At 50.6% G+C, this 22,416-nt stretch carries 23 protein-coding genes; 14 read left to right on the plus strand and 9 right to left on the minus strand.

Annotated features, from left to right (window positions below; translation table 11 throughout):
* Positions 1–6: 6 nt before the first annotated feature.
* The gene (nhaB, locus tag AC4PME_RS13070; protein WP_474869121.1) at positions 7–1,590 is read right to left on the minus strand and encodes a sodium/proton antiporter NhaB; all 1,584 of its coding nucleotides are present in this window, start codon (positions 1,588–1,590) and stop codon (positions 7–9) included.
* A gap of 285 nt (positions 1,591–1,875) precedes the next feature.
* Between nhaB and fadR the strand changes: the two genes are divergently transcribed.
* The 4 genes from fadR (at position 1,876) to AC4PME_RS13090 (ending at position 4,291) form a co-directional block, all read left to right on the plus strand.
* Positions 1,876–2,586, plus strand: coding sequence for a fatty acid metabolism transcriptional regulator FadR (gene fadR / locus AC4PME_RS13075; RefSeq protein WP_474846489.1), 711 nt, complete (start codon positions 1,876–1,878; stop codon positions 2,584–2,586).
* Positions 2,587–2,811: 225 nt separating this feature from the next.
* Complete coding sequence (locus AC4PME_RS13080; RefSeq protein ID WP_119501851.1) at positions 2,812–3,192, plus strand: VOC family protein; 381 nt, start codon at positions 2,812–2,814, stop codon at positions 3,190–3,192.
* 78 nt (positions 3,193–3,270) lie between these two features.
* Positions 3,271–3,630: a phasin-related domain-containing protein gene (locus AC4PME_RS13085; RefSeq protein ID WP_119501850.1), complete on the plus strand. Its 360-nt coding sequence runs from the start codon at positions 3,271–3,273 to the stop codon at positions 3,628–3,630.
* A gap of 79 nt (positions 3,631–3,709) precedes the next feature.
* On the plus strand, positions 3,710–4,291 hold the full coding sequence (locus AC4PME_RS13090) for a hypothetical protein (RefSeq protein ID WP_491046348.1): 582 nt from the start codon (positions 3,710–3,712) through the stop codon (positions 4,289–4,291).
* A gap of 43 nt (positions 4,292–4,334) precedes the next feature.
* On the opposite strand, the gene AC4PME_RS13095 is transcribed toward AC4PME_RS13090, so the two are convergent.
* The 3 genes from AC4PME_RS13095 to AC4PME_RS13105 all read right to left on the minus strand — a co-directional run bounded on the left by AC4PME_RS13095 (position 4,335) and on the right by AC4PME_RS13105 (position 7,608).
* Positions 4,335–4,514, minus strand: coding sequence for a hypothetical protein (locus AC4PME_RS13095; protein WP_303575388.1), 180 nt, complete (start codon positions 4,512–4,514; stop codon positions 4,335–4,337).
* 207 nt (positions 4,515–4,721) lie between these two features.
* Positions 4,722–6,107, minus strand: a complete 1,386-nt coding sequence (locus AC4PME_RS13100) for a hypothetical protein (protein WP_491046347.1) — start codon at positions 6,105–6,107, stop codon at positions 4,722–4,724.
* A 49-nt stretch (positions 6,108–6,156) separates the two neighbouring features.
* On the minus strand, positions 6,157–7,608 hold the full coding sequence (locus AC4PME_RS13105) for a DUF3336 domain-containing protein (protein ID WP_491046376.1): 1,452 nt from the start codon (positions 7,606–7,608) through the stop codon (positions 6,157–6,159).
* Positions 7,609–7,803: 195 nt separating this feature from the next.
* Here AC4PME_RS13105 and AC4PME_RS13110 point away from each other — a divergent pair, with 195 nt between their 5' ends.
* The 3 genes from AC4PME_RS13110 to AC4PME_RS13120 are packed head-to-tail and all read left to right on the plus strand — an operon-like array spanning position 7,804 to position 11,116.
* Entirely contained in the window at positions 7,804–9,012 is a 1,209-nt protein-coding gene (locus tag AC4PME_RS13110) for a DUF445 domain-containing protein (protein WP_490710254.1), read from the plus strand.
* Between the two features lie 2 nt (positions 9,013–9,014).
* On the plus strand, positions 9,015–9,680 hold the full coding sequence (locus AC4PME_RS13115) for a TetR/AcrR family transcriptional regulator (RefSeq protein WP_491046346.1): 666 nt from the start codon (positions 9,015–9,017) through the stop codon (positions 9,678–9,680).
* Positions 9,680–11,116 carry a wax ester/triacylglycerol synthase domain-containing protein gene (locus tag AC4PME_RS13120; RefSeq protein ID WP_491046345.1) on the plus strand — a complete coding sequence of 479 codons (1,437 nt, stop codon included), beginning with the start codon at positions 9,680–9,682 and terminating at the stop codon, positions 11,114–11,116. Before AC4PME_RS13115 ends, AC4PME_RS13120 begins: the two co-directional genes overlap by 1 nt.
* A 19-nt stretch (positions 11,117–11,135) precedes the next feature.
* On the opposite strand, the gene AC4PME_RS13125 is transcribed toward AC4PME_RS13120, so the two are convergent.
* The gene (locus AC4PME_RS13125) at positions 11,136–11,864 is read right to left on the minus strand and encodes a DUF4403 family protein (RefSeq protein WP_491046344.1); all 729 of its coding nucleotides are present in this window, start codon (positions 11,862–11,864) and stop codon (positions 11,136–11,138) included.
* 113 nt (positions 11,865–11,977) lie between these two features.
* On the opposite strand from AC4PME_RS13125, the gene AC4PME_RS13130 reads away from it, so the two are divergent.
* Positions 11,978–13,594 (plus strand): GMC family oxidoreductase, encoded by a 1,617-nt coding sequence (locus tag AC4PME_RS13130; protein WP_491046343.1) that lies wholly within the window; start codon positions 11,978–11,980, stop codon positions 13,592–13,594.
* A 40-nt stretch (positions 13,595–13,634) separates the two neighbouring features.
* Here AC4PME_RS13130 and AC4PME_RS13135 read toward each other — a convergent pair whose 3' ends face one another.
* Entirely contained in the window at positions 13,635–14,243 is a 609-nt protein-coding gene (locus tag AC4PME_RS13135) for a TetR/AcrR family transcriptional regulator (protein ID WP_119501840.1), read from the minus strand.
* Positions 14,244–14,386: 143 nt separating this feature from the next.
* On the opposite strand from AC4PME_RS13135, the gene AC4PME_RS13140 reads away from it, so the two are divergent.
* Complete coding sequence (locus tag AC4PME_RS13140; protein ID WP_491224403.1) at positions 14,387–16,411, plus strand: oxidoreductase; 2,025 nt, start codon at positions 14,387–14,389, stop codon at positions 16,409–16,411.
* Positions 16,412–16,451: 40 nt separating this feature from the next.
* Here the strand turns inward: AC4PME_RS13140 and AC4PME_RS13145 are convergent, their stop codons facing one another.
* Genes AC4PME_RS13145 through AC4PME_RS13155 form a run of 3 tightly spaced genes read right to left on the minus strand, consistent with a single transcriptional unit; the run spans position 16,452 to position 18,707 of the window.
* The gene (locus AC4PME_RS13145) at positions 16,452–17,558 is read right to left on the minus strand and encodes a retropepsin-like aspartic protease family protein (RefSeq protein WP_491046802.1); all 1,107 of its coding nucleotides are present in this window, start codon (positions 17,556–17,558) and stop codon (positions 16,452–16,454) included.
* The gene (locus tag AC4PME_RS13150) at positions 17,555–18,013 is read right to left on the minus strand and encodes an acyl-CoA thioesterase (protein ID WP_119501837.1); all 459 of its coding nucleotides are present in this window, start codon (positions 18,011–18,013) and stop codon (positions 17,555–17,557) included. The genes AC4PME_RS13145 and AC4PME_RS13150 overlap by 4 nt, the downstream gene beginning before the upstream one ends.
* Positions 17,997–18,707 (minus strand): DUF8198 family protein, encoded by a 711-nt coding sequence (locus AC4PME_RS13155; RefSeq protein WP_491046803.1) that lies wholly within the window; start codon positions 18,705–18,707, stop codon positions 17,997–17,999. The genes AC4PME_RS13150 and AC4PME_RS13155 overlap by 17 nt, the downstream gene beginning before the upstream one ends.
* A 141-nt stretch (positions 18,708–18,848) precedes the next feature.
* Between AC4PME_RS13155 and AC4PME_RS13160 the strand changes: the two genes are divergently transcribed.
* From AC4PME_RS13160 to AC4PME_RS13180, 5 genes are all read left to right on the plus strand, one after another.
* On the plus strand, positions 18,849–19,415 hold the full coding sequence (locus tag AC4PME_RS13160; RefSeq protein ID WP_442858465.1) for an elongation factor P hydroxylase: 567 nt from the start codon (positions 18,849–18,851) through the stop codon (positions 19,413–19,415).
* Positions 19,412–20,539: an ATP-NAD kinase family protein gene (locus AC4PME_RS13165; protein WP_491046804.1), complete on the plus strand. Its 1,128-nt coding sequence runs from the start codon at positions 19,412–19,414 to the stop codon at positions 20,537–20,539. The genes AC4PME_RS13160 and AC4PME_RS13165 overlap by 4 nt, the downstream gene beginning before the upstream one ends.
* Positions 20,540–20,548: 9 nt before the next feature.
* Positions 20,549–20,848: a YfcL family protein gene (locus AC4PME_RS13170; protein WP_119501834.1), complete on the plus strand. Its 300-nt coding sequence runs from the start codon at positions 20,549–20,551 to the stop codon at positions 20,846–20,848.
* Between the two features lie 190 nt (positions 20,849–21,038).
* Positions 21,039–21,662: a FlgO family outer membrane protein gene (locus AC4PME_RS13175; RefSeq protein ID WP_119501833.1), complete on the plus strand. Its 624-nt coding sequence runs from the start codon at positions 21,039–21,041 to the stop codon at positions 21,660–21,662.
* Complete coding sequence (locus AC4PME_RS13180) at positions 21,662–22,414, plus strand: FlgO family outer membrane protein (protein WP_491046805.1); 753 nt, start codon at positions 21,662–21,664, stop codon at positions 22,412–22,414. Before AC4PME_RS13175 ends, AC4PME_RS13180 begins: the two co-directional genes overlap by 1 nt.
* Positions 22,415–22,416 lie beyond the last annotated feature (2 nt).

A 22,416-nucleotide genomic window follows, 5' to 3' on the forward strand; every position in this document is an offset into this window, starting at 1 on the left:
AAAACCTTAGTGCGGTTCAGCGCCTGATACTGGCATCGTGGCTGAATGGTGCTCAATAAGGTGCATATCGTATAGCGCTTGTGTGGCATCTGCCAAGCCAAAATAGGTGGCTGCCAGTCCTACTAAGGTGAGTACCACGGTGTAAGGCAGCGCCATCACTACCATTTTTCCGTAGGACAAGCGCAACAGCGGGGCAATGGCCGACGTTAACAGGAATAAAAATGCTGCCTGGCCGTTAGGTGTCGCTACAGAAGGCAGGTTCGTACCTGTATTAATAGCAACAGCCAGTAAGTCGAACTGGTCACGGGTGATCTGGCCTTCCTGCAGCGCTGCCATCACTTCCGTAATGTATACAGAGCCTACAAACACGTTGTCACTGACCATCGACAGCACACCGTTAGCAAGATAGAACATCACCAGTTGGGTTTCGCCTTCGAAAGACAGTACCCAGTGGATAACCGGCTGGAACAGGCCCTGATCGATAATTACCGCAACCACACCGAAGAAAACACATAGCAATGCTGTAAACGGCAGGGCTTCTTCAAACGCTTTACCTAACGCATGCTCTTCAATAATACCGCTGGCAGATGTTGCCAGAACAATGACTGACAAACCGATAAGACCAACAGAAGCAAAGTGACCCGCAAGTCCCACAACCAGCCAGACACCAATTAACGCCTGAACGGCCAGACGGGCTTTATCGCGGTTAGTACGGCCTTCATCCATATGTTTGTCGTAGGATACAAGAATGTCTCTTACTGCCGCCGGTAGCTGGGCGCCATAGCTGAACAGTTTCGTTTTCTCAAGTATTATTGTAGTGGCCAGACCGCATACGAATACGGGTAAGGTAATCGGTGCCATTCGGGTAAAGAACTCAACGAAGTCCCAACTCGCTTTATCAGCAATAATCAGGTTTTGCGGTTCACCTACCATGGTCATTACGCCACCCAGCGCAGTACCCACCGCTGAGTGCATCATCAGGTTACGCAGGAACGCACGGAAGTTCTCCAGATCATCACGCCCCAGATTCGACACACCGTCATCGTCTGTATGATCATGGTCATGATGAAATTCTTTGCCGGAGGCGACCTTGTGGTAAATCGTGTAGAAACCCAGACCCACCGCAATAATGACCGCGACAACCGTCAATGCGTCAAGGAAAGCAGATAAAAACGCGGACGCTGCAATAAAAGACAGCGACAATATCATCTTGTTTCTCACCCGTATGACCAGCTTGGTAAACAGGAACAGCAGCAGATCTTTCATGAAGTGAATACCGGCAACCATGAAGACCAGTAACAGCAGTACCTCAAGGTTCACTTCAATTTCATGCATCATGTGTTCGGGCGAGGTCATGCCAATGAACATCGCTTCAATCAGCAAAAGACCACCCGGTTGCAAAGGATAACATTTCAGTGCCATCGCCAGCGTGAAGATAAACTCGATGACCAGTGTCCAACCCGCGAGGTATGGATCTACCATGAAAAGGAAAGGATTAAGAATAAGGAACGCTACAATTGTTTTTTTGTACCAGTCCGGCGCATGCCCGAGAAAGTTCTTATAAAGCGCCATAGGTAGCGATGTTTGCATAGTTAATTTTCCTTTAACAACTTGTTGCGATGTGAATGTAATTATTATCGTAAATCTTGTCCAGCGAATGTTGGACATTAGCCAAGTTATGGTTTTTAGTGGCTTTTATCACATCTGGTACACTCATAACCAAACTCTACCTGAAAAAAACAGCTTGAGAAAGCTGCCGCAGGCCTCAGTTAGTATAACTTATATCAGTTTTATGACTGATTAATTGATTGTGTTAAAGAAAATTCCTCTGGTACAATGAGTTTGACAATAAAAAGAGATTCAGGCGAGTCACCTATGATTTATAAAGCCCAGAGCCCGGCAGGTTTTGCTGAAGAGTATATTGTTGAGTCTATCTGGAGTGGTCGTTTCCCTCCGGGGACCATTCTTCCTGCAGAACGGGAGCTGTCCGAGCTTATCGGTGTAACACGCACCACGTTACGCGAAGTATTACAACGACTCGCCAGAGACGGCTGGTTGACGATTCAGCATGGTAAACCCACAAAAGTGAACAACTTTTGGGAAACTTGTGGTCTGAATATTCTGGAAACCCTGGCCCGTCTCGATCAGGACGGTATTCCCGAGCTGGTGGATAACCTGCTGGCCGCCCGTACGAATCTGAGCGCAGTGTTTATTCGTATGGCAATCCGGAATAACCCTGAAGACTCTGCGGAAATTATCGCCCGGTATCTGAATATTGAAGAAGACGGCAAAGAATTTGCGCATTTTGATTATCAGTTAAACCACGATCTTGCGCTGGCATCCGGCAATAAAGTGTTTGTTCTGATGATGAACGGCTTCCGCGGATTGTATTCCCGCATCGGTGGTTACTTTTTTGCCCAGCAATCCGCCCGTGATGTGGCGAAAGATTTCTACGGTAAACTGTTAGCGGCAGCGAAATCCGGAGACCACGAGAGTGTACCAGGCCTGATCCGTCAGTATGGTATCGCGTCAGGTAAAGTGTGGGCACAAATCCGCGAAGATATGCCTAAAGATCTCGTCGACTAATCATTCTGTTTTATCCTGAAAGCCCGGTATCCGCCGGGCTTTTTGCTATCTGCCTTTCGAATCTCCCGGGCTTGCGGTAAAGCCTTTACTTCCTTTATGCTGGGATCCGTTTTACCCGTCATGTTGTTTTCTTGCTGTCGCCGCACGCCGGTGAAGTCAATGCCGGTGGTGTTCAGAACGGGTCAGCCGGCCCTGAATCAACCTCTCAGACAGTAAGGAAACACAATGAACCTCAATCCCGTTGGCTGGTTTGAAATTTACGTCAGTGATATGTCCCGGGCACAAACCTTCTATGAATCTGTTTTTATGTGTGAGTTAGAGACAATCTCTGTACCTGCGGATGAATCGCTGGTCATGAAAGGATTTGGCTCTGACATGACGGCTTACGGAGCCAGCGGCGCGCTGGTCAGTATGGAAGGAATGACACCCGGCGGTACGGGCACACTGGTCTACTTCTCCTGTGATGACTGTGCCATTGAATGTGCCCGCGTACCCAAAGCGGGCGGCACGGTTATTAAGGAAAAATTTCCGATTGGCGAATATGGCTTTGTCGCACTGCTGCAGGATAGTGAAGGCAATATGATTGGTCTGCATTCCCAAAAATAAACGGGATTAGTATGCGCTTTCTAACTTTTCATTTTATGGTTGTGTCAGATGAAGCGAATTCCACTAGGAGATCCGAAAATGACCAAATCAGATACCATTAAAAGCAAATTGAACGATGCTGAAGATTTCGCCCGCAAAGTCTGGCTTGCCGGACTGGGTGCCTATGGTAAAAGTGTTGAAGAAGCACAGGGCCGTTACGAAAAGCTGAGCACTGAAGCGTCTAAAATGTTCGATGAATTAGTGAAAAAGGGTGAAACTTTAGAAGATGACGCCCGTACTAAATTCAAAGAAACCACTGACGATGTTGAAAGCCGTGTGAGTGATGTACGTCAGAAGCTGGGACTTGATACGGATAATACTGATCATCGTATTGAAGAGCTTTCAGCCAAAATTGACGCATTGACAGAAGCGGTTGCCAAGCTGGCAGCGAATAAATAATGTCAGATTGCCGTGTGTCCGGCACGACGGGCACGCGGTGTTTTCGCCGCTACGATTTCTTCAGTATAAAGGAAAAGTGATGGTACAGAAAAATAAGCCAAACGGTCCGTTGACCGGCTGGATTGAAGCCGGCTCCGAACTTATCGCTGAGCAGTTGTCCGGTGTGACTGAACAGATTAACCGTCAGCTTGATGCGCAAAAAAAATCCTTTGATGAGCTGCAGCAACGGGGTGCCAGGATGGATGCACATCTCCGGTCATCTTTATCGCCTTCGGCTGTTTTTGCCAATATGGAACAGTTAGTCAAAACCAGTCCGCTCTGGTCATTTATGCCGTCTTTCACGGCAAAGCGTGATAAACGTGAGCAACAACTTGATGTGTTGTCGGCGAAAGTGGATGTGCTGGTCGAACAGGTTGCGTTACTGGCGGCAAAGCAGGCACAGGAAAAAGCTCAGGCAAAACAGGAAGCTGAAGCTTCTGCCAAAGTGAAAACGAAAGATGTAGCTGAAAAAGTTGATTCCGCTGTTACAGCTGCAAAATCTGCCAGTGTAGAGACGCCGGAGAAGCCTTCGCGGAGACCTTCAACCCGCAAGAAAACGGTGACTTCTACTCCCGGAGCGAGACCCCGCTCGGTATCTTCAGTTCGTCCTAAAGCAAGGTAACGCTCACAGCCTGCCTGTTGTCTTTGAGTGGGTAGCGAAAGCGCTACCCTTTTTTCGTGTTCAATAACTTAGCCCTGGTTTTAGGGTTGCTGAGCAAAATCGCCAGCGCCAGAAATATCAAACCCACAGTAAGATAATAAGGTTGTTCAAGCCCTTCCACAAAATAGGCTGCGAACAAAAGAAAGGCTGAAAATAGAAGAATGTAAGGCGTTATCCGTTTCATGTATACTCTCCGGTGAAGGGGGGCAGTTGTCCGCAGTTAAACTGCCCCAAATTCTGACTATGGTGTCGTTAAGCTTGTCGCAATATCCACAGCAGCAATACCGATCATGCCTGCTAAGCCTGATTTTTAAGCTCGCGAGCTAATCTATAAAATTGAAATATCAAATAAAACTGAACCCGGGGCGAGGATTTCAGTGATTGATGACTATCACCGCCAGATAGATTGGTTTTTGCGGTCGGCAAAGAAGTCGTGGGGTTCCCAGAATGCCGGAATGTGTTCGTCCACATCGGCGATGGTGAAGTTCTTTTTCAGCTGACTCATGATTTCTGTCATGCGTGCGCGGTCGATTTTCATCAGCTTTTGTTTGGTGGCGTTAAAGAACAGATTTCTGTCTTTCGCTACCCGTTCTTCTTTGCCGGCAGCAAAAAAGGTCAGGTTCCTGGACACAATTTTGCAAACCGGTTCAGCAGGATGCTCCGGGTTTAACCGGGACACAATGGCATATTCATACTGGTCTTTTTCCTGACCTTTTTCATTCACCGGAATGAAGCACACACCGAATCCCTGAGGGAAATAACCCACAATATTGATGAAGTGCTCAGCGAGCCGGCTGTTAACACTTTTTTGTTTCGCCATTTGTTCAATCAGCATATAACCCTTCGGCAGCATAGAGCGGTTATAGCCGGGTTTGGTGGACAGGACGATGGAGGAATAGACCTGCGGGATTTTTAAAATATCGCCGATTCCGGATTTACCGGTGAATGTGTCCTGTATCAGTTCCATAAGAAAGCCGTGGGGGCCTTTGTTCTGCTCACAGCCGATAAAGGAAACACCGTCTCTGATAAAGGTCAGTGTTTGCTGATAGTTAATTTTTAACAGTTGCTTGCGGAAGGATTCGCCAAGTTCTCTGAATGGATCATCTTCGCCGTCTTCCCCGTACAGAATGCGCACAGCCTCTTCATGATAAAGTCCGATGTCCTGAAAAACAGCCGCTGCGATGACAGGGGTAGCGATGAAGTTTGCCCATTCCCGCATTTTTACTTCATCAGTAAACCGTTCAAGTACGCCGGCATATTTTGATAAATAGCTATGTTTTACGCTGCTGTCTGCCAGCACTTTGTCACTTAATCTGAGAGCAAGTACGGCTTTATAAAGCGGTTTAAGCCGTTGATGATAGCGGGCGTAATTGCCGTCCTTACCCCGCGTGAGCAGAAGCAATGTGCCCAGAAAGCGGGAGCTGGCGGTCTGGGTTTCATAATAAGTTTCCCCTTCACTCAGGGCAATTACCTGCGACACAATAGTGATTATCAGGCGCTGGCGATCTGCCTGTTCTTTCTCAAGTTGCTGCACCGCGGCTTTGTGTTGCTTCTTCAGATCTTCCAGCACGGCAATGTTAGCCCTGGTTTCGCTGACAACTTTGACTTCCTGCGCCAGGCTCTGAATGCGCTTTTTCAGGTCTGCGGTTACCGCATAAAAGTGTCTGGCGTATGTCACCACCGAGGGCTTTGCCGTATCCACAGGATCGACAAGTTCAATGAGTTTTTTGACTTTGCTGACATACTGGCTGTCAGCCTGAGTGGCATTGCGGTTCACGGCATTCCTGAGCGTTAAAATACTCCGGGTCTTCCTTTCCGGTTTTTTATCAGTGCCCTGATTCCCTGGCTTCCCGTTCTTTTAGCTTAGTTAAATATAAGCGTAACGTCTCGCTAATTTTAGTATTTCTTTCAATAACATCAATGTGCTCCCAGGTAGCCTTCTCGCCACTGCGTATCAGCGATGTAATACTTTCTGGAGTCGGGTTGGCGAGGATCTGACTGAGACTTCTGAGCTGCTTATGAGGAAGAATATTAATATTGCCTACGTACTGCTGGTCAATAACCGACCGTACTTTATGAATTGCGAGGCGGGCAGCCTTGTTACCGGTGAGGTTCTCAAGCATGTCGAACGCATAAATGCTGTTAGACTTTGCCAGTTGACTGACGTGGCGGAATGTCAGTCCGGTCAGTGTGGTAGCGCCGGCGCGGTTTGAGGATAAAAAAGGCACAGCCAGGGGATTTGTCTGGCTGACAATGCTGTGGTTAACACCGTATAACCGCGACAATTGTCTGAAAGGCAAATCCGCCATGAGTGAACCGTCCACAAACCTGCGGTTAGGGATGTACGGTATGATATCGCCGGCAGCATTTTTAGCGCGTAGTTGCACGGGGCTGAAAAATAACGGGACGGCGGTGGAGGCCCGCACAGCCTGAGTAATAATAGCATTCGGAGACGTTTTGGCGTTGAGTACCCGTGATTGTTGATGCAAATCCATCGGTGATACGGAAATGTTGATATGACGGCCGGTCTTACTGAAAGCCTCTTCAAAAGTCATCAGATCAAACAGTTCAATGAGGGTGTTTTCCAGCGCTGTGGCATCCAGCAGCGACTTCCTGCCAAACCCTGACCATTTTCTCCAGTAACGAAACTTACTCAGAATAAACTCAGGAGACAGGGCTTCCTGCAGTTCCTGCTGGTTTTTTGTGCCAATCATAGCGGCGATAATAGCACCGGCACTGGCCCCTGATATCACGGTGGGCAACAGGTTGTGTTCATTAAGGGATTTCACTACACCGGCGTGAAAAAATCCCAGACCGGCACCACCGGACAGCATCAGACAGGAACGGCCGAATGCATGGGCCGTCTCTTCAAAAAACTGCTTTTTATGGAAAAAATCCACCACAGACTCATCAGCCCGGTAAATGGCATCCAGTGCCATCACCACTTCGCTGATAAAGGTCTCGATAAGCTGCTTGGTACCCGTTTTACTGTGTGTCAGCAGGGCAGGGTTGGCGATATTACCCAGGTTGCCATGTAACCCTTCATGGAGTATCGACATCAGGCCGGTCACATCCTGTAACTTTCTGGCTGACTGCATGCGTTGAATACGCTTTCGTATCAACCGGTAGTCATAATCTCTGCTGGCTTCTTTTCGCTTCCAGTTCTCTGCGCCGGTCAGGGCGTCGTGAGCCAGGCAGGCTTCACGGTATTCAGCATAATCAGAAGCCTGTTCAATATCCTGCTCTATTGCATTCGATTTTGAGAAAAATACCATAATACCGGCCTCTTACTGATCTTTGGAAACGCATCACTTGCAGTGATATTAACCAGCCTGGCAGGAATAATTTGAATGCTCTACCTAATTTTGAACGTATGGCGCAGATCAAGCTTTCACCGCAAAAGGTTTGCTAAATATGCAATCTCCCTTTAGCCTGAAGCTATGTCGGTAAAATAGCCAAAAACAATAGCTTGCATGGAATGGAACCCGGAACTGCTTAGCCTGCTGTCTATCCCGTTTATCAGCGCGATTGTGGGTTGGGTGACCAATTATCTGGCGGTCAAAATGATGTTTTATCCCATTGAATTTAAGGGGATCAGACCATTTTTTGGCTGGCAGGGGCTGATCCCTGCAAAACGGCGGGAAATGGCTGAAATTGAAGTAGAGCTGGTTCTGGGCAAACTGCTCAGTGTTGAAGAGCTCGCCCAACGCCTGGACGGCGAACAGCTGGCCTGTGCCATCGAACGGCGCTTAAAGCAGGTGCTGAAAAGTGTGGTCAACGAGGTGATGGAAGCTTCAGCACCGGATTTATGGGCCGCAGTGCCGGTGCAGGGGAAGAATCTGGTTTACCGCCGGATTGAAAATGACATGCCCAGGGTTGTAAAAAAGCTGGTCACAGATTTTCAGTTAAACATAAATGAAATTTTGAACATCAAAGAGTTGGTAGTAGAGCAACTGGTCGGTTCGCCTTCTCTCATCAATGAAATTTTTCTTACTGCCGGTGCCAAAGAGTTTCCGTTCATCGTCCGTTCCGGATTTTATTTCGGTTTTCTTTTCGGCTTACCCACCATGTTTCTGTGGCACTATTTTCAGGCCTGGTGGTTATTGCCGCTGGGCGGATTGCTGGTGGGCTACGCCACTAACTGGATTGCTATTAAAATCATCTTCGAGCCTAAACGTCCCCGCAAGTTTGGTCCTGTGACTGTTCAGGGCATGTTTCTGAAACGACAGGCAGAAGTGTCCCGTGTGTATGCTGAAATTATCGAAAATAAGCTTATCACTCCGCAAAATATTACCCATGTGATCCTGCACGGTTCCGGGTCAGCATCGTTACTGGAGCTTATTGAGCTGCACGTCAATGATGCTATTGAGCGCTATGTGGCCATTGCCCAGCCGTATTTCGGGCTGGGTGTAGGGTCTGAAAATTACTTCAAAATGAAAGCGCTGGCCGTACAGCGTATTTTTGAAAACTCAGATAAAACCCTGTTTTATGCTTACGATTACGCCCATTCTGCTTTGCGGGTAGGTGATGACTTACGGGTCCGCATGCAGGCACTCTCGCCGGAAGAATTTGAAGGTGTATTGCGTCCTGCTTACCGGCAGGATGAATGGAAGCTTATTCTGACAGGTGCATTGCTGGGTCTGGCAGCCGGGTTTGCCCAGCTTTATCTAGTGTTTATCTGATCATGAAAACCGCAGACAAAATACTCTACACGGCGCTGTCATTGTTCAATGAGCATGGCGAAAACAGCGTAACCAGTGTAGATATTGCCATGGAACTGGATATCAGTCCGGGTAATCTGTACTACCATTACAAAGGCAAAGAAGTGATTGTTGAACGCCTTATCAGCATTCACAAAAATCAGATGTTGCATGTACTGCGAAATGATATTGCCGGCCGCATCAGTGCCGAAGATGTGTTCTATTATTTCTACATGATCATTGAGAAACTGCATCTGTTTGAATTTCTTTACCGTAGCCCGGCAGATCTTGCCGAAAAGTATCCGCACGCCCACAAAGTGAGAAATCAGGTGGTGAGTGCGCTGGAAAAACAGATAAGCAATGTTTTGCATGCGCTTAAATCCTCCGGTTCTCTGACCCTGGAGAAAGCGGAGTTACCTCTGCTTACAGAGCTGTTAACCCTGGTATTGACCCAGTCGTTCCAATATGACCAGCTTGGCCGCAGCCTTGACGGTGAATCTCAGCGATATCACTGCCTGTCTTTGTTAATGATGAGTTTATTGCCGCGGTTAACTTTACCGGAGGGCACCCTGGCTGAACTGAATCAGGGGATTGCCCGTCACAGTCTGGCAAACCTGAAACATACTGACTGGACAGACGGGGAAGACTGATGGGCCGCTCACTGTCTTTTCTGGACAAGTCTTTCTGGCTGGCGGAGTCTGATGCCAGTCCCAAGCATGTGGGTTGTGTGCAGATCCTTGAAATGCCTGAGCAGGCATGTGCTTCAGAGTATGTCAGGGCGCTTTACGAAGAAGTAAAATCGCACACAAAAATTACCCCGCCATTTAATTGCAAGGTTAAAACGCTGCTGGGTTACCCCTTGGGTTTGCAGCCTGTTAAGCACATGGATATGGATTATCACGTGCAATTTCATATTACTGAAAACATTCAGGATCGCAGACAGCTCGATAAACTCACCGAAACACTGCATGCTTCGCGGCTCGACCCGGAAAAGCCACTCTGGCAATTCATTTTTTTGCATGACAACACCAGCCGTCAGTTTGTGATTTATGCGCGGGTGCATCATCTCTACGGTGACGGCGCAACGCTGGTTCGCTGGTTTCAGGCCGGATATACCGCCGGACCTGCTGAGCAGGGGTTTACTCCGGTCTGGGCACTTAAACGGCTGCGCCACAAAAGAAAGCATCTGGTGCGCTGGCGCGACAGGTTGTTCGCTGTCTGGCAGGGACTCAAAACCAGCTGGCAGTTTTTCATCATTATGTTGCGGCTGCTGATGAAGCTGGTGCGTATTAATACTCATTACATGCCGTTGCCCTTCAGCGGTACGCAGACGCCCCTTACCGGTCAGGTGAGAGCGGGCAGAGCTGTAACTACAACAGACATCGATTTTGCGGAGATTAAAGCGCTGGCAAGACGCACGCGGGCATCTGCCAACGAAATATTGCTGTGCGTATTTGATATTGCGGTTCACCGTTTTCTGAAAGATCACGGACAGCGGTTTACCCGTCCACTGTATACCAATATGCCGGTTAATTTGCGCAAACCGGGCGAGAAGACCACCGGAAATAAAATTGCCATTGTGCCTGTTGAACTGGCCCACGGTGAGCGGGACCCGTATGTGCGGTTAAGGCAAATCATTGTGAATCACCGTATCGTCAAACATGCTGCACAAAAAGCGACGCCGGGGGCATTCAAAGCGTACACCATCACTATTCAGGCCGTATCACTGGTGTTTGAATGGTTACACTTGTCAGACCTCGTCAAGCCCATAGCGAATATTTTAATTTCAAACCTGCCCGGACCAAAAGAAGCCCGTTATCTGAAGGACAGCAAATTACTGGCCTGTTATCCGGTGTCCACCATGACGCCGGGTGGCGGCGTGAATATCACACTCATGACCTACAACGGGACGGCAAACGTGGGGATGGTGTGCTGCAACCGGCATGTCAAAGACATCAGCCCTCTGGCCGGTTATGTCCATGAAGCTTTAGCCATTCTGGCCCGTTCGCTGGATGAACCCGGAGTGGGTATTGAAGATATCGGCGAGCAGATTGAAAGTTATCCCCGTTCGGTGATTGCTGAATAGTGTGAGGGTGTCAATAACCTCAGCGGAAACTGAATCTCAACCCGCCGTTGACCACGAATACCTGTTTTCCCCAACGGTGAAAAACATCTTCCCGCCAGTGCCCGCCTAATGCATAACTGAGATCCTGCGTTTCAGCATGGCGCTGCAACACCGCATCAATTTCCGGTTTGTGATAGTCCAGAATGCGCTGCTTGTTGTGATCAAGATACAGACGCAGATACGACAACAAACGGTCAGTTTTGCCGGTGGTGGCGATACTGGCGATATTCAGAAGGGGAGCACTGATAAACTCAGTCAGTGACTTACCCAGTTGTAACCCGGGTACAATCTGACGGATCAGTGAGCGGGTGTCATTGAGCAGTGCATAGTTGTCATTAACCAGTTGGATGGCGTCGGATTTGAGATCCTCAATACTGATCACATGGTTTTGAATATCGTAAACCGGCGTTCCGCTTATCACGACAATGACATGGGCCCGGTAAAGCGGGGTATCGAGCACCGTAATGTTGAGTTCCGCGAAACATTGCAGTGCCAGCCTGTTTGATTCTTCCTGACAATGAACCTGCGCTTCCGTGATAGTCAGGCGGGCCTTTCCTCCCGGTACATCAAACGGAAAAGAGCGGGGAAACAGGGGAGTCAGTAACGCCTGTAGTTCTTGTGTGGTGTAGTCGTCATACGTCAGCCGGCCTGTTTTTATCATCAGGCCGCAAACGGCGACTTTCCATTTTTCCCGCCAGCTGAGTGTCAATCCTCTGTCCCTGTGGTTGCGTCTGTCACTACAGTAACATAAAAAACACAGACAATAGCCGACAATTTGTTAAACTGGTAAGAGCAGTTGAGTAAGCACATTGCGGGTGGCGTATGGTTGAAGAACAGTATGATTATGTGATCACCGGGGCGGGGTCTGCCGGCGCAGTGCTGGCGGCCCGTTTGTCAGAAAATCCGTCTGTTACTGTGTGTCTGCTGGAAGCCGGCGGTAAAGATAACAATCCGTTCATCCATGTGCCGTTCGGATTGTCTTTGCTCAGTCGTTTTGACAGCATTGGCTGGGGATATTTCACTGCGCCGCAACGTGAGCTGAATGACCGCGAACTTTTCTGGCCCAGAGGGAAAACCCTGGGGGGCAGCAGTTCTGTCAATGCCATGTGCTACATTCGCGGCCAGCGGGAAGACTATGACCGCTGGGCTGAATCCGGCGCTGCCGGCTGGAGTTACAACGAAGTGCTGCCATGGTTTAAAAAGGCAGAAGATTATCACGGCGGTGCTGATGCTTATCATGGCACCGGCGGTCCCCTCAGAGTTGAAAAGCTTCGTCATACCGATCCGCTTTCCCGGTGTTTTGTGAATTCTGCAGATGCCGCCGGTTTGCCTGTCAGAACCGACTTCAACCGTGAACAGCGGGAAGGGCTTGGTTTTTATGATGTCACCCAAAAGCACGGCCGGCGCTGGTCCACGGCGCAGGCGTATCTTAAACCGGCGTTGAACCGGCCCAATCTGACGGTACATACCCGGACGCTCACTGAAAAAGTACTTTTCACCGGTAAAACCGCCAGCGGCGTGCAGGTGCGGTATAAAGGCAAAGGTCGCCGGATTGGCGCACGTAAAGAAGTCATTCTGTGCGGGGGGGCAATTAATTCACCGCATTTGCTGATGCTCTCCGGGGTGGGGCCCCGTGACATGCTGATGGAAAAAGGCGTGCATGTAGTCGCGGACTCCCCCGGTACAGGCCGCAATTTGCAGGATCATCTGGACGCTATTGTGCAATACCGGTGCACGTCCCGTCAGGGCTATGCCGTCGCACTTTCTGCCATACCCTCTTACATTGCAGCCGGTTTCCGGTATTTGTTTTCATCAGGAGGCCTGCTTTCTTCTAACATTGCTGAAGCCGGCGGTTTTGCTTCTTCTTCACTGGCGCAGTCCGGTCAGCCGGATCTGCAATTTCATTTTCTGCCGGCCATTCTGGCTGAACATGGCCGCCGCTCGGTTTACGGATACGGTTTCGGGGTCCACGTTTGTGCCTTGTATCCGAAAAGCCGTGGCAGTATCTCTTTGCAAAGCAGTCATCCTGCTGACCATCCGCTTATCGAGCCTGCTTATCTCACCCATCCCGACGATAAAAAAGTGCTGCTCGAGGGGGTTGCTCTGGCAGACAAGCTGGTAAACAGCGCGGCTTTCGATGACGTGCGGGGAAAACGATTGTCACCGCCACAAGGGAATAACGATGAGGCATTGCTGGACGAATTTATCCGTGAGCATGCGGAAAGTATCTATCATCCTGTGGGTACCTGCAAAATGGGAGCGGCAGACGACGAAATGGCGGTGACTGACAATCAGTGTCGCGTAAAAGGGGTTAATGGCCTGCGGGTAGCAGATGCGTCGGTCATGCCTGTGTTGCCCGGGGGCAATACCAATGCGCCGGTGGTGATGATTGCAGAGCGGGTGGCGGACCTGATCATCCGTGGTGCCGGTCATCCCTGAGCCGCCGTGGTTTCTGCAAAAGGTACTTCGCCTTCAGGACTTACTTTAATCCGGCAGAGCGGATAAACACTTCTGCGGCACAGTCGCACATTTCGCTGATATGCGACTCGTCGGCGTAAATACCATCAATTAATAATCTTGCGATACCGTGCAGGGTACTCCAGGTGACCTGCGCCAGTCTCAGTGCATCCTGGTCCTCAGGGAGCAGGCCACAGGACTGCCAAGTGCGGGTCATGGTGAGCTGGTATTGAAAACAGGGATAAGCAATGTCTTTCAACTGTGCTGTTGCCTGATCGTTGTGCCATAACGTCCGCCCGAACATCAGTTCATACACCTGCGGGTGGTTCGCGGCATAATTGACATACTGGTGGATAAAGCGGCGGAAACGGGTAGCCGGAGTCACATCTTCCTGTTCAAAAATAGCTCTGGCAGAGGCGTGCCAGTCGTCAAACCCTTTAGCAGCAATAGCGCTGAGTAATGCATTTTTATCTTTAAAATGGTGATACGGGGCGGTTCTCGATACGCCCGTTACCTCTGCCAGTTTTCTCAGCGACAAAGCGTCTATGCCACTGTCTTCAATGATAGTGGTGGCCGCTTCTATGAGCGCACTGCGTAAATCACCGTGATGGTAAGAAGAACCGGAAGTCATAGCGTTTCCTGATAAGTCGGTAAGCGGAGTGTCCCGTTTAATCTTGACACTGTCAACATTGGTGTTATCTTGACGGTGTCAAGTTTGCGTTGTTCACCAAACCTGGCTACAAATTCAATGACAGGCAACCATCAGGACTAAACATGAGCACCACCACGTATCCGCATCTGTTTCGCCCCCTTGATTTGGGATTCACTCAGTTAAAGAACCGCGTCATCATGGGCTCTATGCACACCGGGCTTGAAGAAATGCCGGGCGGGCACAAACACATGGCTGCATTCTATGCCGAACGTGCCCGGGGCGGTGTGGCGTTAATTGTGACCGGTGGGATCGGGCCGAACGAAGAAGGTTCTACCCATCCTGCCACACGGCGGCTTGATTCAGATAAGGCGGTTGCGCATCATCGTGAAGTAACGGATGCGGTGCATGCAGAAGGCGGGAAAATTTGTATGCAAATCCTGCATACCGGCCGTTATGCCTACTCAGAGAAACTGGTGGCGCCATCGGCTATTCAGGCGCCGATTAATCCGTACAAACCCAAAGCGCTGACAGAAGAAGAAATCGAACAACAGATCAGTGACTTTATTTTTGCTGCCACTCAGGCGCAGAAAGCCGGTTATGATGGTGTGGAAATCATGGGTTCTGAAGGGTATTTCCTGAATCAGTTTATTGCCGCCCGCACGAATCAGCGTGATGATGACTGGGGAGGCAGTTATGAGAACAGAATGCGTCTGCCGGTTGAAGTGGTGCGCCGGGTCCGTGAAGCCACCGGCGATAACTTCATCATTATTTACCGGCTTTCCATGCTGGACTTAGTCGAAGGCGGCTCCACATACGATGAAGTGGTGAAGCTGGGGCTGGCTATTGAGGAAGCCGGCGCGAATCTTATCAATACCGGGATCGGCTGGCATGAAGCGCGAATTCCTACCATTTCAACACGGGTGCCGCGGGCTGCTTTCACCTGGGTGACTGCGAAGTTTAAGGCGGCGCTTAACGTACCGCTGATCACCTGTAACCGCATCAATACACCGGAAGTCGCAGAAGCCGTACTGGCGCGGGGTGATGCGGACATGGTTTCCATGGCGCGGCCATTTCTGGCAGACGCTGAGTTCGTTATTAAAGCTGAACAAAACCGCAGTGATGAAATAAATACCTGTATTGGCTGCAATCAGGCGTGTCTGGACCATATTTTTAACGGCAAACTCACCAGTTGTCTGGTTAACCCGCGGGCCTGTCACGAACTGCAACTGCAAATTGCACCGGCGCAGTCAGTGAAGCACATTGCTGTGGTCGGGGCCGGTCCTGCAGGGCTGGCGGCGGCGACTACCGCAGCACGGCGGGGGCATAAAGTCACGCTGTTTGACAGTGCATCTGAGATTGGCGGTCAGTTCAATATCGCCAGACAAATCCCGGGCAAAGAAGAGTTTAATGAGACCCTGCGCTATTTTGCCCGCCAGCTTGCGCTCACCGGCGTAGATGTTCAGCTGAACACCAGAGTGACCGCAGACACACTGAATAACGGCAACTTTGATGACGTTATTCTGGCGACCGGTATTACCCCGAGAGTGCCCGACATTGAGGGCATTGAACACAGTAAAGTTCTCACCTATCTGGACGTGATCAGAGATAAGAAGCCGGTGGGTAAACGGGTCGCGGTGGTCGGTGCCGGTGGGATCGGTTTTGATGTCTCTGAGTATCTGTCACACGGGAAGGATGCGCCAAGCCTGGATATTCCCGTTTTCATGAAAGAGTGGGGCGTGGATATGACACTGACAGCAAGGGCTGGTGTGGAAGGGGTTAAACCTGCACCGGAGCCGTCATCCAGAGAAATCTTCCTGCTCCAGCGGAAAACTTCCAAAGTAGGCGCCGGCCTGGGTAAAACCACCGGATGGTCTCACCGCGCCAATCTTATGATGAAAGGAGTGAAAATGATCGCGGGCGTGACCTATGACCGCATTGATGATGAAGGTTTTCACTGCACAGTAGAGGGCAAGTCAATGGTATTACCGGTGGACAATGTCATCATTTGCGCCGGACAGGAGCCGCTGCGGGCATTGCAGGAGGGCCTGACGAAACCGTGTCATCTTATCGGTGGTGCGGATGAGGCCCGTGAGCTGGATGCCAAACGGGCGATTGAACAGGGTACAAAAGTCGCTGCGGCTTTGTAACGGTTCGAAGCAGACTGAGCCCGGTATTACAAAACCGGGCTTAATGAATGGGATCCAGCAGCAGCGCATTCCCGGCCTGGTCAATGCGGAAATGAAACCGCTTGAGAATATTCATGCCTAACAGCCCCTCAGTGCCATCAAGCGTACCCGGAGGCAGCACCAGCACCGATACATCCGCCAGTCGCCACGGACCAAACTCTACTTCTTTTAACGTTACCATGCGGGCGTCTACCCGGCCGCCTGCGGTATTGACTGCAAAATTTCCCAGGTCCCGGTAATTTCCCCGTCTGGCTAATTGTCTGAATACCTCCGTCGTCACCGTTGTAACCGACGCACCGGTATCTACCAGTAATCTTGAGTGGCGGCCGTTAAGTGTCAGTGGCGCGAGATAATGATCGCCGGTTTGTTCCAGCGGCATCCTGTATGCGTTACCGGATACCTCACGTTCTTTCTCCGTGGGCGGGGTATCTTCACTTTGTGCGTCTGCTGTCTGAGGATACAGCACACGCCGTAACGCTTCAGCCTGCCGGTCTTCAGATGGCAGCGAAGCCAGTACATTTTCCATCAGTGTAAATTTCTGCTGTCTGCCATACGCCTCTGCCAGTTGCAGGGTATAAAAACGGTCTTCCGGCCGGTACTGGTAAAGTGGCTCAACAAACGCCGCAAGGGTGTCCCAGTCGCCGGCGAGCCGGAGCTTTTCTGCTGCGGTATCTGCCATTTGGGTAATCAATGCGGAGATATCCTGTTCTACCTGCGGCGGAGGGTTTCGCTCAAGAATTTTGTAGTACTGGATGATAGCTTCGCTTAACGGTTCCTCACGTTTTACCCACATTGCTTCCAGCAGTAATAATTCCCAGTTATAAGGCTGATCCCTGAGGGCGGCAGTGAGGGCAGGAAAAAAGCGTGGATCGCCATTATTAAACCAGGCTTGCAGTGTAGCGGCAGATGGCCTTTCTTCCTGCATGGGATCTGAGATTGAAAGGGGGGAGCTTGTCACTGCGGAGGCTTGCACAGCAGGGCGAATACTTTCATGAGTACCGTCTGCCAGCGGCACAACCTGCTGTGTAACGGGCTCCCGGCGGGTTACCAGTAATATGCCGTTAAGGGTGAGAGATAACACCAGAGCAGCCAGCAACCATTTGTTCACGACGTTGTCACCGCTTCAGTATACGTATTTTTAAACAGTGCAGGCATACGCGCAGGGGCACCGGTTTTTAAATTGACGCAAACAAAACGGGTTCTGGCGGCAAACACCGTTTTCCGGCGCACGGGACAGATAAACTGGAAACGTCGCTCAAGGTTCAGTTTACCGTCGCATTCCACAATCCAGGTGGCACACAATAATGTATCACCTTCGTGACAGGGTAACAGATAGTCCAGTTCGTGACGGTGAATCACCATACCTTTACCGCATGCCCGGTAATCATCGAATGTCAGTCCCAGATGATTTGAATGTGACCAGGCCAGCGACTCCAGTTGTGACAGATAGGCCACATTGTTAACGTGCTGATAGTGATCTATGTGGGAGTCGTTTATTTGCCATGGTTTAACGAAAGGGGCAGGCAGTGCCCATTCCGGCTGGTATTCATCGTTCGGGTACATGGGGTACAGGATTGTTTTCAAGGCTAAAATCGTCGGAAAACAGTTGTAACATTAATTGTTGCTCACGGGCAATAACCGGTCCGGTAAAGCGTTCAACATCGCCAAGTTGTCTGAAGGTATCGTATCCCCGCTGCAAAAATTCGTGCAGAGAAAGGAGTCCCGCCAGTTTTGCCGGACGGCGGGATACCGAAATCAGCATACCAATACCCCGTATTTTAATGATTCCGGCCAGTTGTTGTCCCAGGTGCCGGATGATGTCAATTTGCTGTGTTCTTGCTGCTTTATCACCCGCTTCACGGTAGGCCAGTGCATAGGTATTGTTGTTAAGCGGCTGGCCCTGCAGTGCCTCAACAACCTTTTGATCCAATTCAAAAGAGAGGGCATTCAGTGCAAGGGCGTCATCCAGCGCCTGCATGGCTTTGTCCGGCAGTACTTTTGCCAGTTTCGGGATCACCCGCGCGATATCGGCATCCCGCTGTGAAAAATCTTTCGGTCCGTAGAGCTCTTCAGTGAAAAATGCCATAGCCTGGCGGTACTGTGGCTGAGCCGCCAGATCTGCATGAGTCACCAGCAAACGTTCACACTGCCATTGTTGCAGGGCATGGATAGCCGGCAACTGGCCCATTTTCTCTGCCATGTTTTTCAACGCATTCACGCGGTGGATGTGTCTGACAATATCGGACGTGGTGTTCAAATCTGCTCTCCTTATGTTCACATCAACATATCACATTCATGCTCAGATTTGGCGGAATGACCGGCATTTGGTACTATGCGCAACCTCTTTTCAGGCTTGTCAGTGAGTTGAATGCAGCAACAAAATTCAGCCTTAAATACGATGCAACCACAAATGCAGTTTACCCCGCAGGACGATACCGATCCGCAAGTGGAGGAACTCATCCGCCTGTTTGACGCCACCTTCGCCGAAAACTGGAATACCCGTCTTGTGCGCGGCGATGATGAGCCGGTGTATTTGCCCGCGGGTGATGAAGTACTTTTTCACCGCATCGTTTTTGCCCACGGTTTTTTCTCCAGTGCGTTGCATGAAATTGCGCACTGGTGTATCGCCGGTGAAAAACGGCGACTGCTGGAAGATTATGGTTACTGGTATTGCCCTGACGGCCGGGACGCCGTTCAACAGAAAGCTTTTGAACAGGTGGAAATTAAACCGCAGGCAGTGGAATGGGCTCTGACGCTCAGTGCGGGGCGTCAATTCCGGGTCAGTACGGATAATCTGGACGGGGCAGAGCCTGACCGTGAAGCGTTCACCGCTGCTGTGCATGAGCAACTGGTGCAATATACCCGTACTGGATTTCCACCCCGTGCCGGTATGTTGATGACAGTACTGCAGGCGCATTTTAATACGGCGCCGGTTACTACAGAACGGGCAGAGGCATTAGCATGAGCGATAAATTTCGTCTGGGCGTGGTGGTTAATCCGTTTGCCGGCATTGGCGGTGCGGTGGCTCTCAAAGGCAGCGACGGTGCTGCGGTACGTGAACAGGCGCTGGCAGCCGGAGCGGAACAACTGGCGGGTATTAAAATGACCCGCGCGCTGAATGTACTCAGTTCGCTTGCCGGTCAGATCACTGTGATAACCGCCTCCGCTGAAATGGGTGAAAACAGTGCCCGTGAGGCCGGTCTGACAGCAAAGGTGGTGTACACACCCGCACAGGCACAGACTGAAGCTGAAGACACAGAAGCTGCAGTGGAAGCCATACTTGCTGAGGGGATCGACTTACTGTTATTTGCCGGCGGTGACGGCACTGCACGAAATGTGTGTCAGATTGCAGAGCTGCAAACGCCTGTGCTGGGCGTACCGGCCGGGTGTAAAATCCACTCCGGAGTATATGCAGTAACCCCCATAGCTGCCGGTGAAGTGGTGGCTATGATGGTTCGCGGGGAGCTGGTGAGTGAAGCCCCGGCGGAAGTCCGTGACATTGACGAAGAGGCATTTCGTCAGGGCAAGGTACTGGCAAAGCATTTCGGTGAAATGCGGGTGCCGGACTCACTGACCTACGTACAGGCCGTCAAAGCCGGCGGCAAGGAAAGTGATGAACTGGTGCTGGAAGATATCGCGGCCTTTATCCGTGAAACCATCGAAGATGAGCCGGACACGTTTTTCGTGATGGGATCGGGCTCGACCGTGGCCGCAATTATGGATTCAATGGGTCTGGACAATACGCTGCTGGGCGTCGATGTCGTGAAAGACGGCGAACTGGTGGCGTCGGATGTGACAGCGGCACAGCTGCTTGAACTTACTGACGGCCAGCCGGTTAAAATGGTCATTACAGTGATTGGTGGTCAGGGGCATATTTTTGGCCGTGGGAACCAGCAACTCTCACCGTCATTTATCCGCCGGACAGGGAAGGAAAATGTACTGATCACCGCTACAAAAACCAAATTACAGTCTCTGGATGGCCGTCCTCTGCGGCTCGATACCGGTGACGCTGAATTAGATACCGCACTTGCCGGCTATTTTCCGGTGATCACCGGATACCGGGACAAAGTGCTGTATCCTGCAAAATAAGGAGACTTTATGGAATTTCCCGCCGCCGCCCCCACTGAATTTATCGGGCAATCCGGACACATCGAAGACGCGCTGGATGGTGTTGTTGATCATGGTAGTGACGATGAACTGTTTATTGCCAGCTACCTGCAAGGTCATTTTGCGGTGATTGCCAGACAACAGGAAATGCAGCCTGATGCGAGCCTGGCCACCCTGGACGAAGCCATGCAGGGCAGTTTACAAGCCGCCTTTGATAATAAAGAACTGGAAGAAGAGGATCAGCGGCTGGTTATGGCGCTCTGGCAACGTCTTCTTGCCAGTGCAAAATAGCGACTCCCTGCTGACAGCTTTTCCCTGAAGCGGCAGACTCTTGCCGCTTCACCTCTTTCCCGCCGCCTTAAATCCCGCTTACCGGTTACTGAATTCCCCTCTGCGCCGCCACATCTTTGACGTTTCCACATGGTACGAAAATTGCGAATACCTCAGCAGACAATAAATGGCGGGTTAACGGGCCGGAGTAATGAGTACTAAATATCTGAAAAAGACAGTCCCTGCAGCATGGCTGGCAGCAGGCAGTTTGATGCTCGGAGGCTGTGCCGGAGAGAGTCCTTCGGTGGTGATGCAGGAAGAAAATATGGCGTTACCTGCATTAGGCAATATGGAGTACCACACTTACGTCCTGGCGAATGAGCTGTTTGCCCAGCTACGTCCTTCGCGTCAGGCGAAATATGCCGTTACCGGTTTTGTGCCGGCAGATACCATGAGCTGGAACAGCAAACAGCAGGATCCGCTGATGATGCTGGGCCACCAACTTGAAGAGGGGTTGATCACTGAAGCCGCAAAACGGGGCTTTACCACTCAAGAGTTTAAGCTCACGGACGATATAATAATGGGAGAGTATGCAGACCGCGTACTCACCCGGGATATCGAACAACTTCCCGGCATCGAACGGGTGGATTTTTATATCACCGGCACCATTGTCCGCCAGCAGGCCGGTGCTATGGTTAACGCCAGAGTGATAAACGCCAGAACAAAAGATGTCGTGGCTGCTGCGACACGTTTCTTTCCTGAAGGCTTGTTCTGGGAAGAAGAAAAGATCACGACCCGGAACGGGCGGCTGTACAGAACTGAGGATAAGGGGTAATGCCAATGACTTTTCAACGCAATATGATTGCCATGGCAGCAATGCTGGTCAGTATTTCAGGTTGCTCTCTGCTCAGCGATGAAGAGACTGCAGAAGCGCAGCCGGGTGCAGCTGAGCCGGTGATGAATGTCATTGACGTGCGTGCTGAAGACCGCGCTGAGGTTGTCGCTGCAGCGCCTGAAGACGAAGCCGACAGTTTCGGTGCTATTGGCCAGCCGCCTCTGTACAGCAGTGTGCAGGGTGCCTATCAGGGCCGTCCTCTGAACCGTCATGTTGGCGATTATGTCAAGAACATGACTCAGGACCTGGTTTCCAACATGGAGTACGTCACCAATAAAACGCCGGTGGCGGTAACCAATTTTGCTATGCTGGACTCTGATCTCCAGCACACCAATTTACTGGGCCATCAGATGGCTGAATCGTTTATGCACGAACTGCATAAATACCGCATTCCGGTAGTGGATTTTAAAGCAACTGATTACATCAGAGTAACAGACAGCGGTGATTTTCTGCTGAGCCGTGACTATCTCGACTTAAACAGCAGCCTGCCCATTGATTACGTTCTCACCGGCACGATGGCGAAGCATCAGGGCGGAGTACTGGTAAACGCGCGTATTCTCGGCATAGAAAGCCGCGCTGTGGTGGCATCCGCCCAGTTACTTATACCGTTTTATGTTGTGGATGCGCTCATTCCCAGCGACAGCAACGGTAAAAGTGGCATCCGGGATGGTGTGAAGCTGACACGGGGTTAAGA

The organism is Alteromonas sp., from assembly GCF_984505615.1.

Coding starts and splice junctions, on each gene's coding strand:
- nhaB (WP_474869121.1), bottom strand. CDS start 1,590: ATGCAAACATCGCTACCTATGGCGCTTTATAAGAACTTTCTCGGGCAT.
- fadR (WP_474846489.1), top strand. CDS start 1,876: ATGATTTATAAAGCCCAGAGCCCGGCAGGTTTTGCTGAAGAGTATATT.
- AC4PME_RS13080 (WP_119501851.1), top strand. CDS start 2,812: ATGAACCTCAATCCCGTTGGCTGGTTTGAAATTTACGTCAGTGATATG.
- AC4PME_RS13085 (WP_119501850.1), top strand. CDS start 3,271: ATGACCAAATCAGATACCATTAAAAGCAAATTGAACGATGCTGAAGAT.
- AC4PME_RS13090 (WP_491046348.1), top strand. CDS start 3,710: ATGGTACAGAAAAATAAGCCAAACGGTCCGTTGACCGGCTGGATTGAA.
- AC4PME_RS13095 (WP_303575388.1), bottom strand. CDS start 4,514: ATGAAACGGATAACGCCTTACATTCTTCTATTTTCAGCCTTTCTTTTG.
- AC4PME_RS13110 (WP_490710254.1), top strand. CDS start 7,804: ATGGAATGGAACCCGGAACTGCTTAGCCTGCTGTCTATCCCGTTTATC.
- AC4PME_RS13115 (WP_491046346.1), top strand. CDS start 9,015: ATGAAAACCGCAGACAAAATACTCTACACGGCGCTGTCATTGTTCAAT.
- AC4PME_RS13120 (WP_491046345.1), top strand. CDS start 9,680: ATGGGCCGCTCACTGTCTTTTCTGGACAAGTCTTTCTGGCTGGCGGAG.
- AC4PME_RS13130 (WP_491046343.1), top strand. CDS start 11,978: ATGGTTGAAGAACAGTATGATTATGTGATCACCGGGGCGGGGTCTGCC.
- AC4PME_RS13135 (WP_119501840.1), bottom strand. CDS start 14,243: ATGACTTCCGGTTCTTCTTACCATCACGGTGATTTACGCAGTGCGCTC.
- AC4PME_RS13140 (WP_491224403.1), top strand. CDS start 14,387: ATGAGCACCACCACGTATCCGCATCTGTTTCGCCCCCTTGATTTGGGA.
- AC4PME_RS13150 (WP_119501837.1), bottom strand. CDS start 18,013: ATGTACCCGAACGATGAATACCAGCCGGAATGGGCACTGCCTGCCCCT.
- AC4PME_RS13160 (WP_442858465.1), top strand. CDS start 18,849: ATGCAACCACAAATGCAGTTTACCCCGCAGGACGATACCGATCCGCAA.
- AC4PME_RS13165 (WP_491046804.1), top strand. CDS start 19,412: ATGAGCGATAAATTTCGTCTGGGCGTGGTGGTTAATCCGTTTGCCGGC.
- AC4PME_RS13170 (WP_119501834.1), top strand. CDS start 20,549: ATGGAATTTCCCGCCGCCGCCCCCACTGAATTTATCGGGCAATCCGGA.
- AC4PME_RS13175 (WP_119501833.1), top strand. CDS start 21,039: ATGAGTACTAAATATCTGAAAAAGACAGTCCCTGCAGCATGGCTGGCA.
- AC4PME_RS13180 (WP_491046805.1), top strand. CDS start 21,662: ATGCCAATGACTTTTCAACGCAATATGATTGCCATGGCAGCAATGCTG.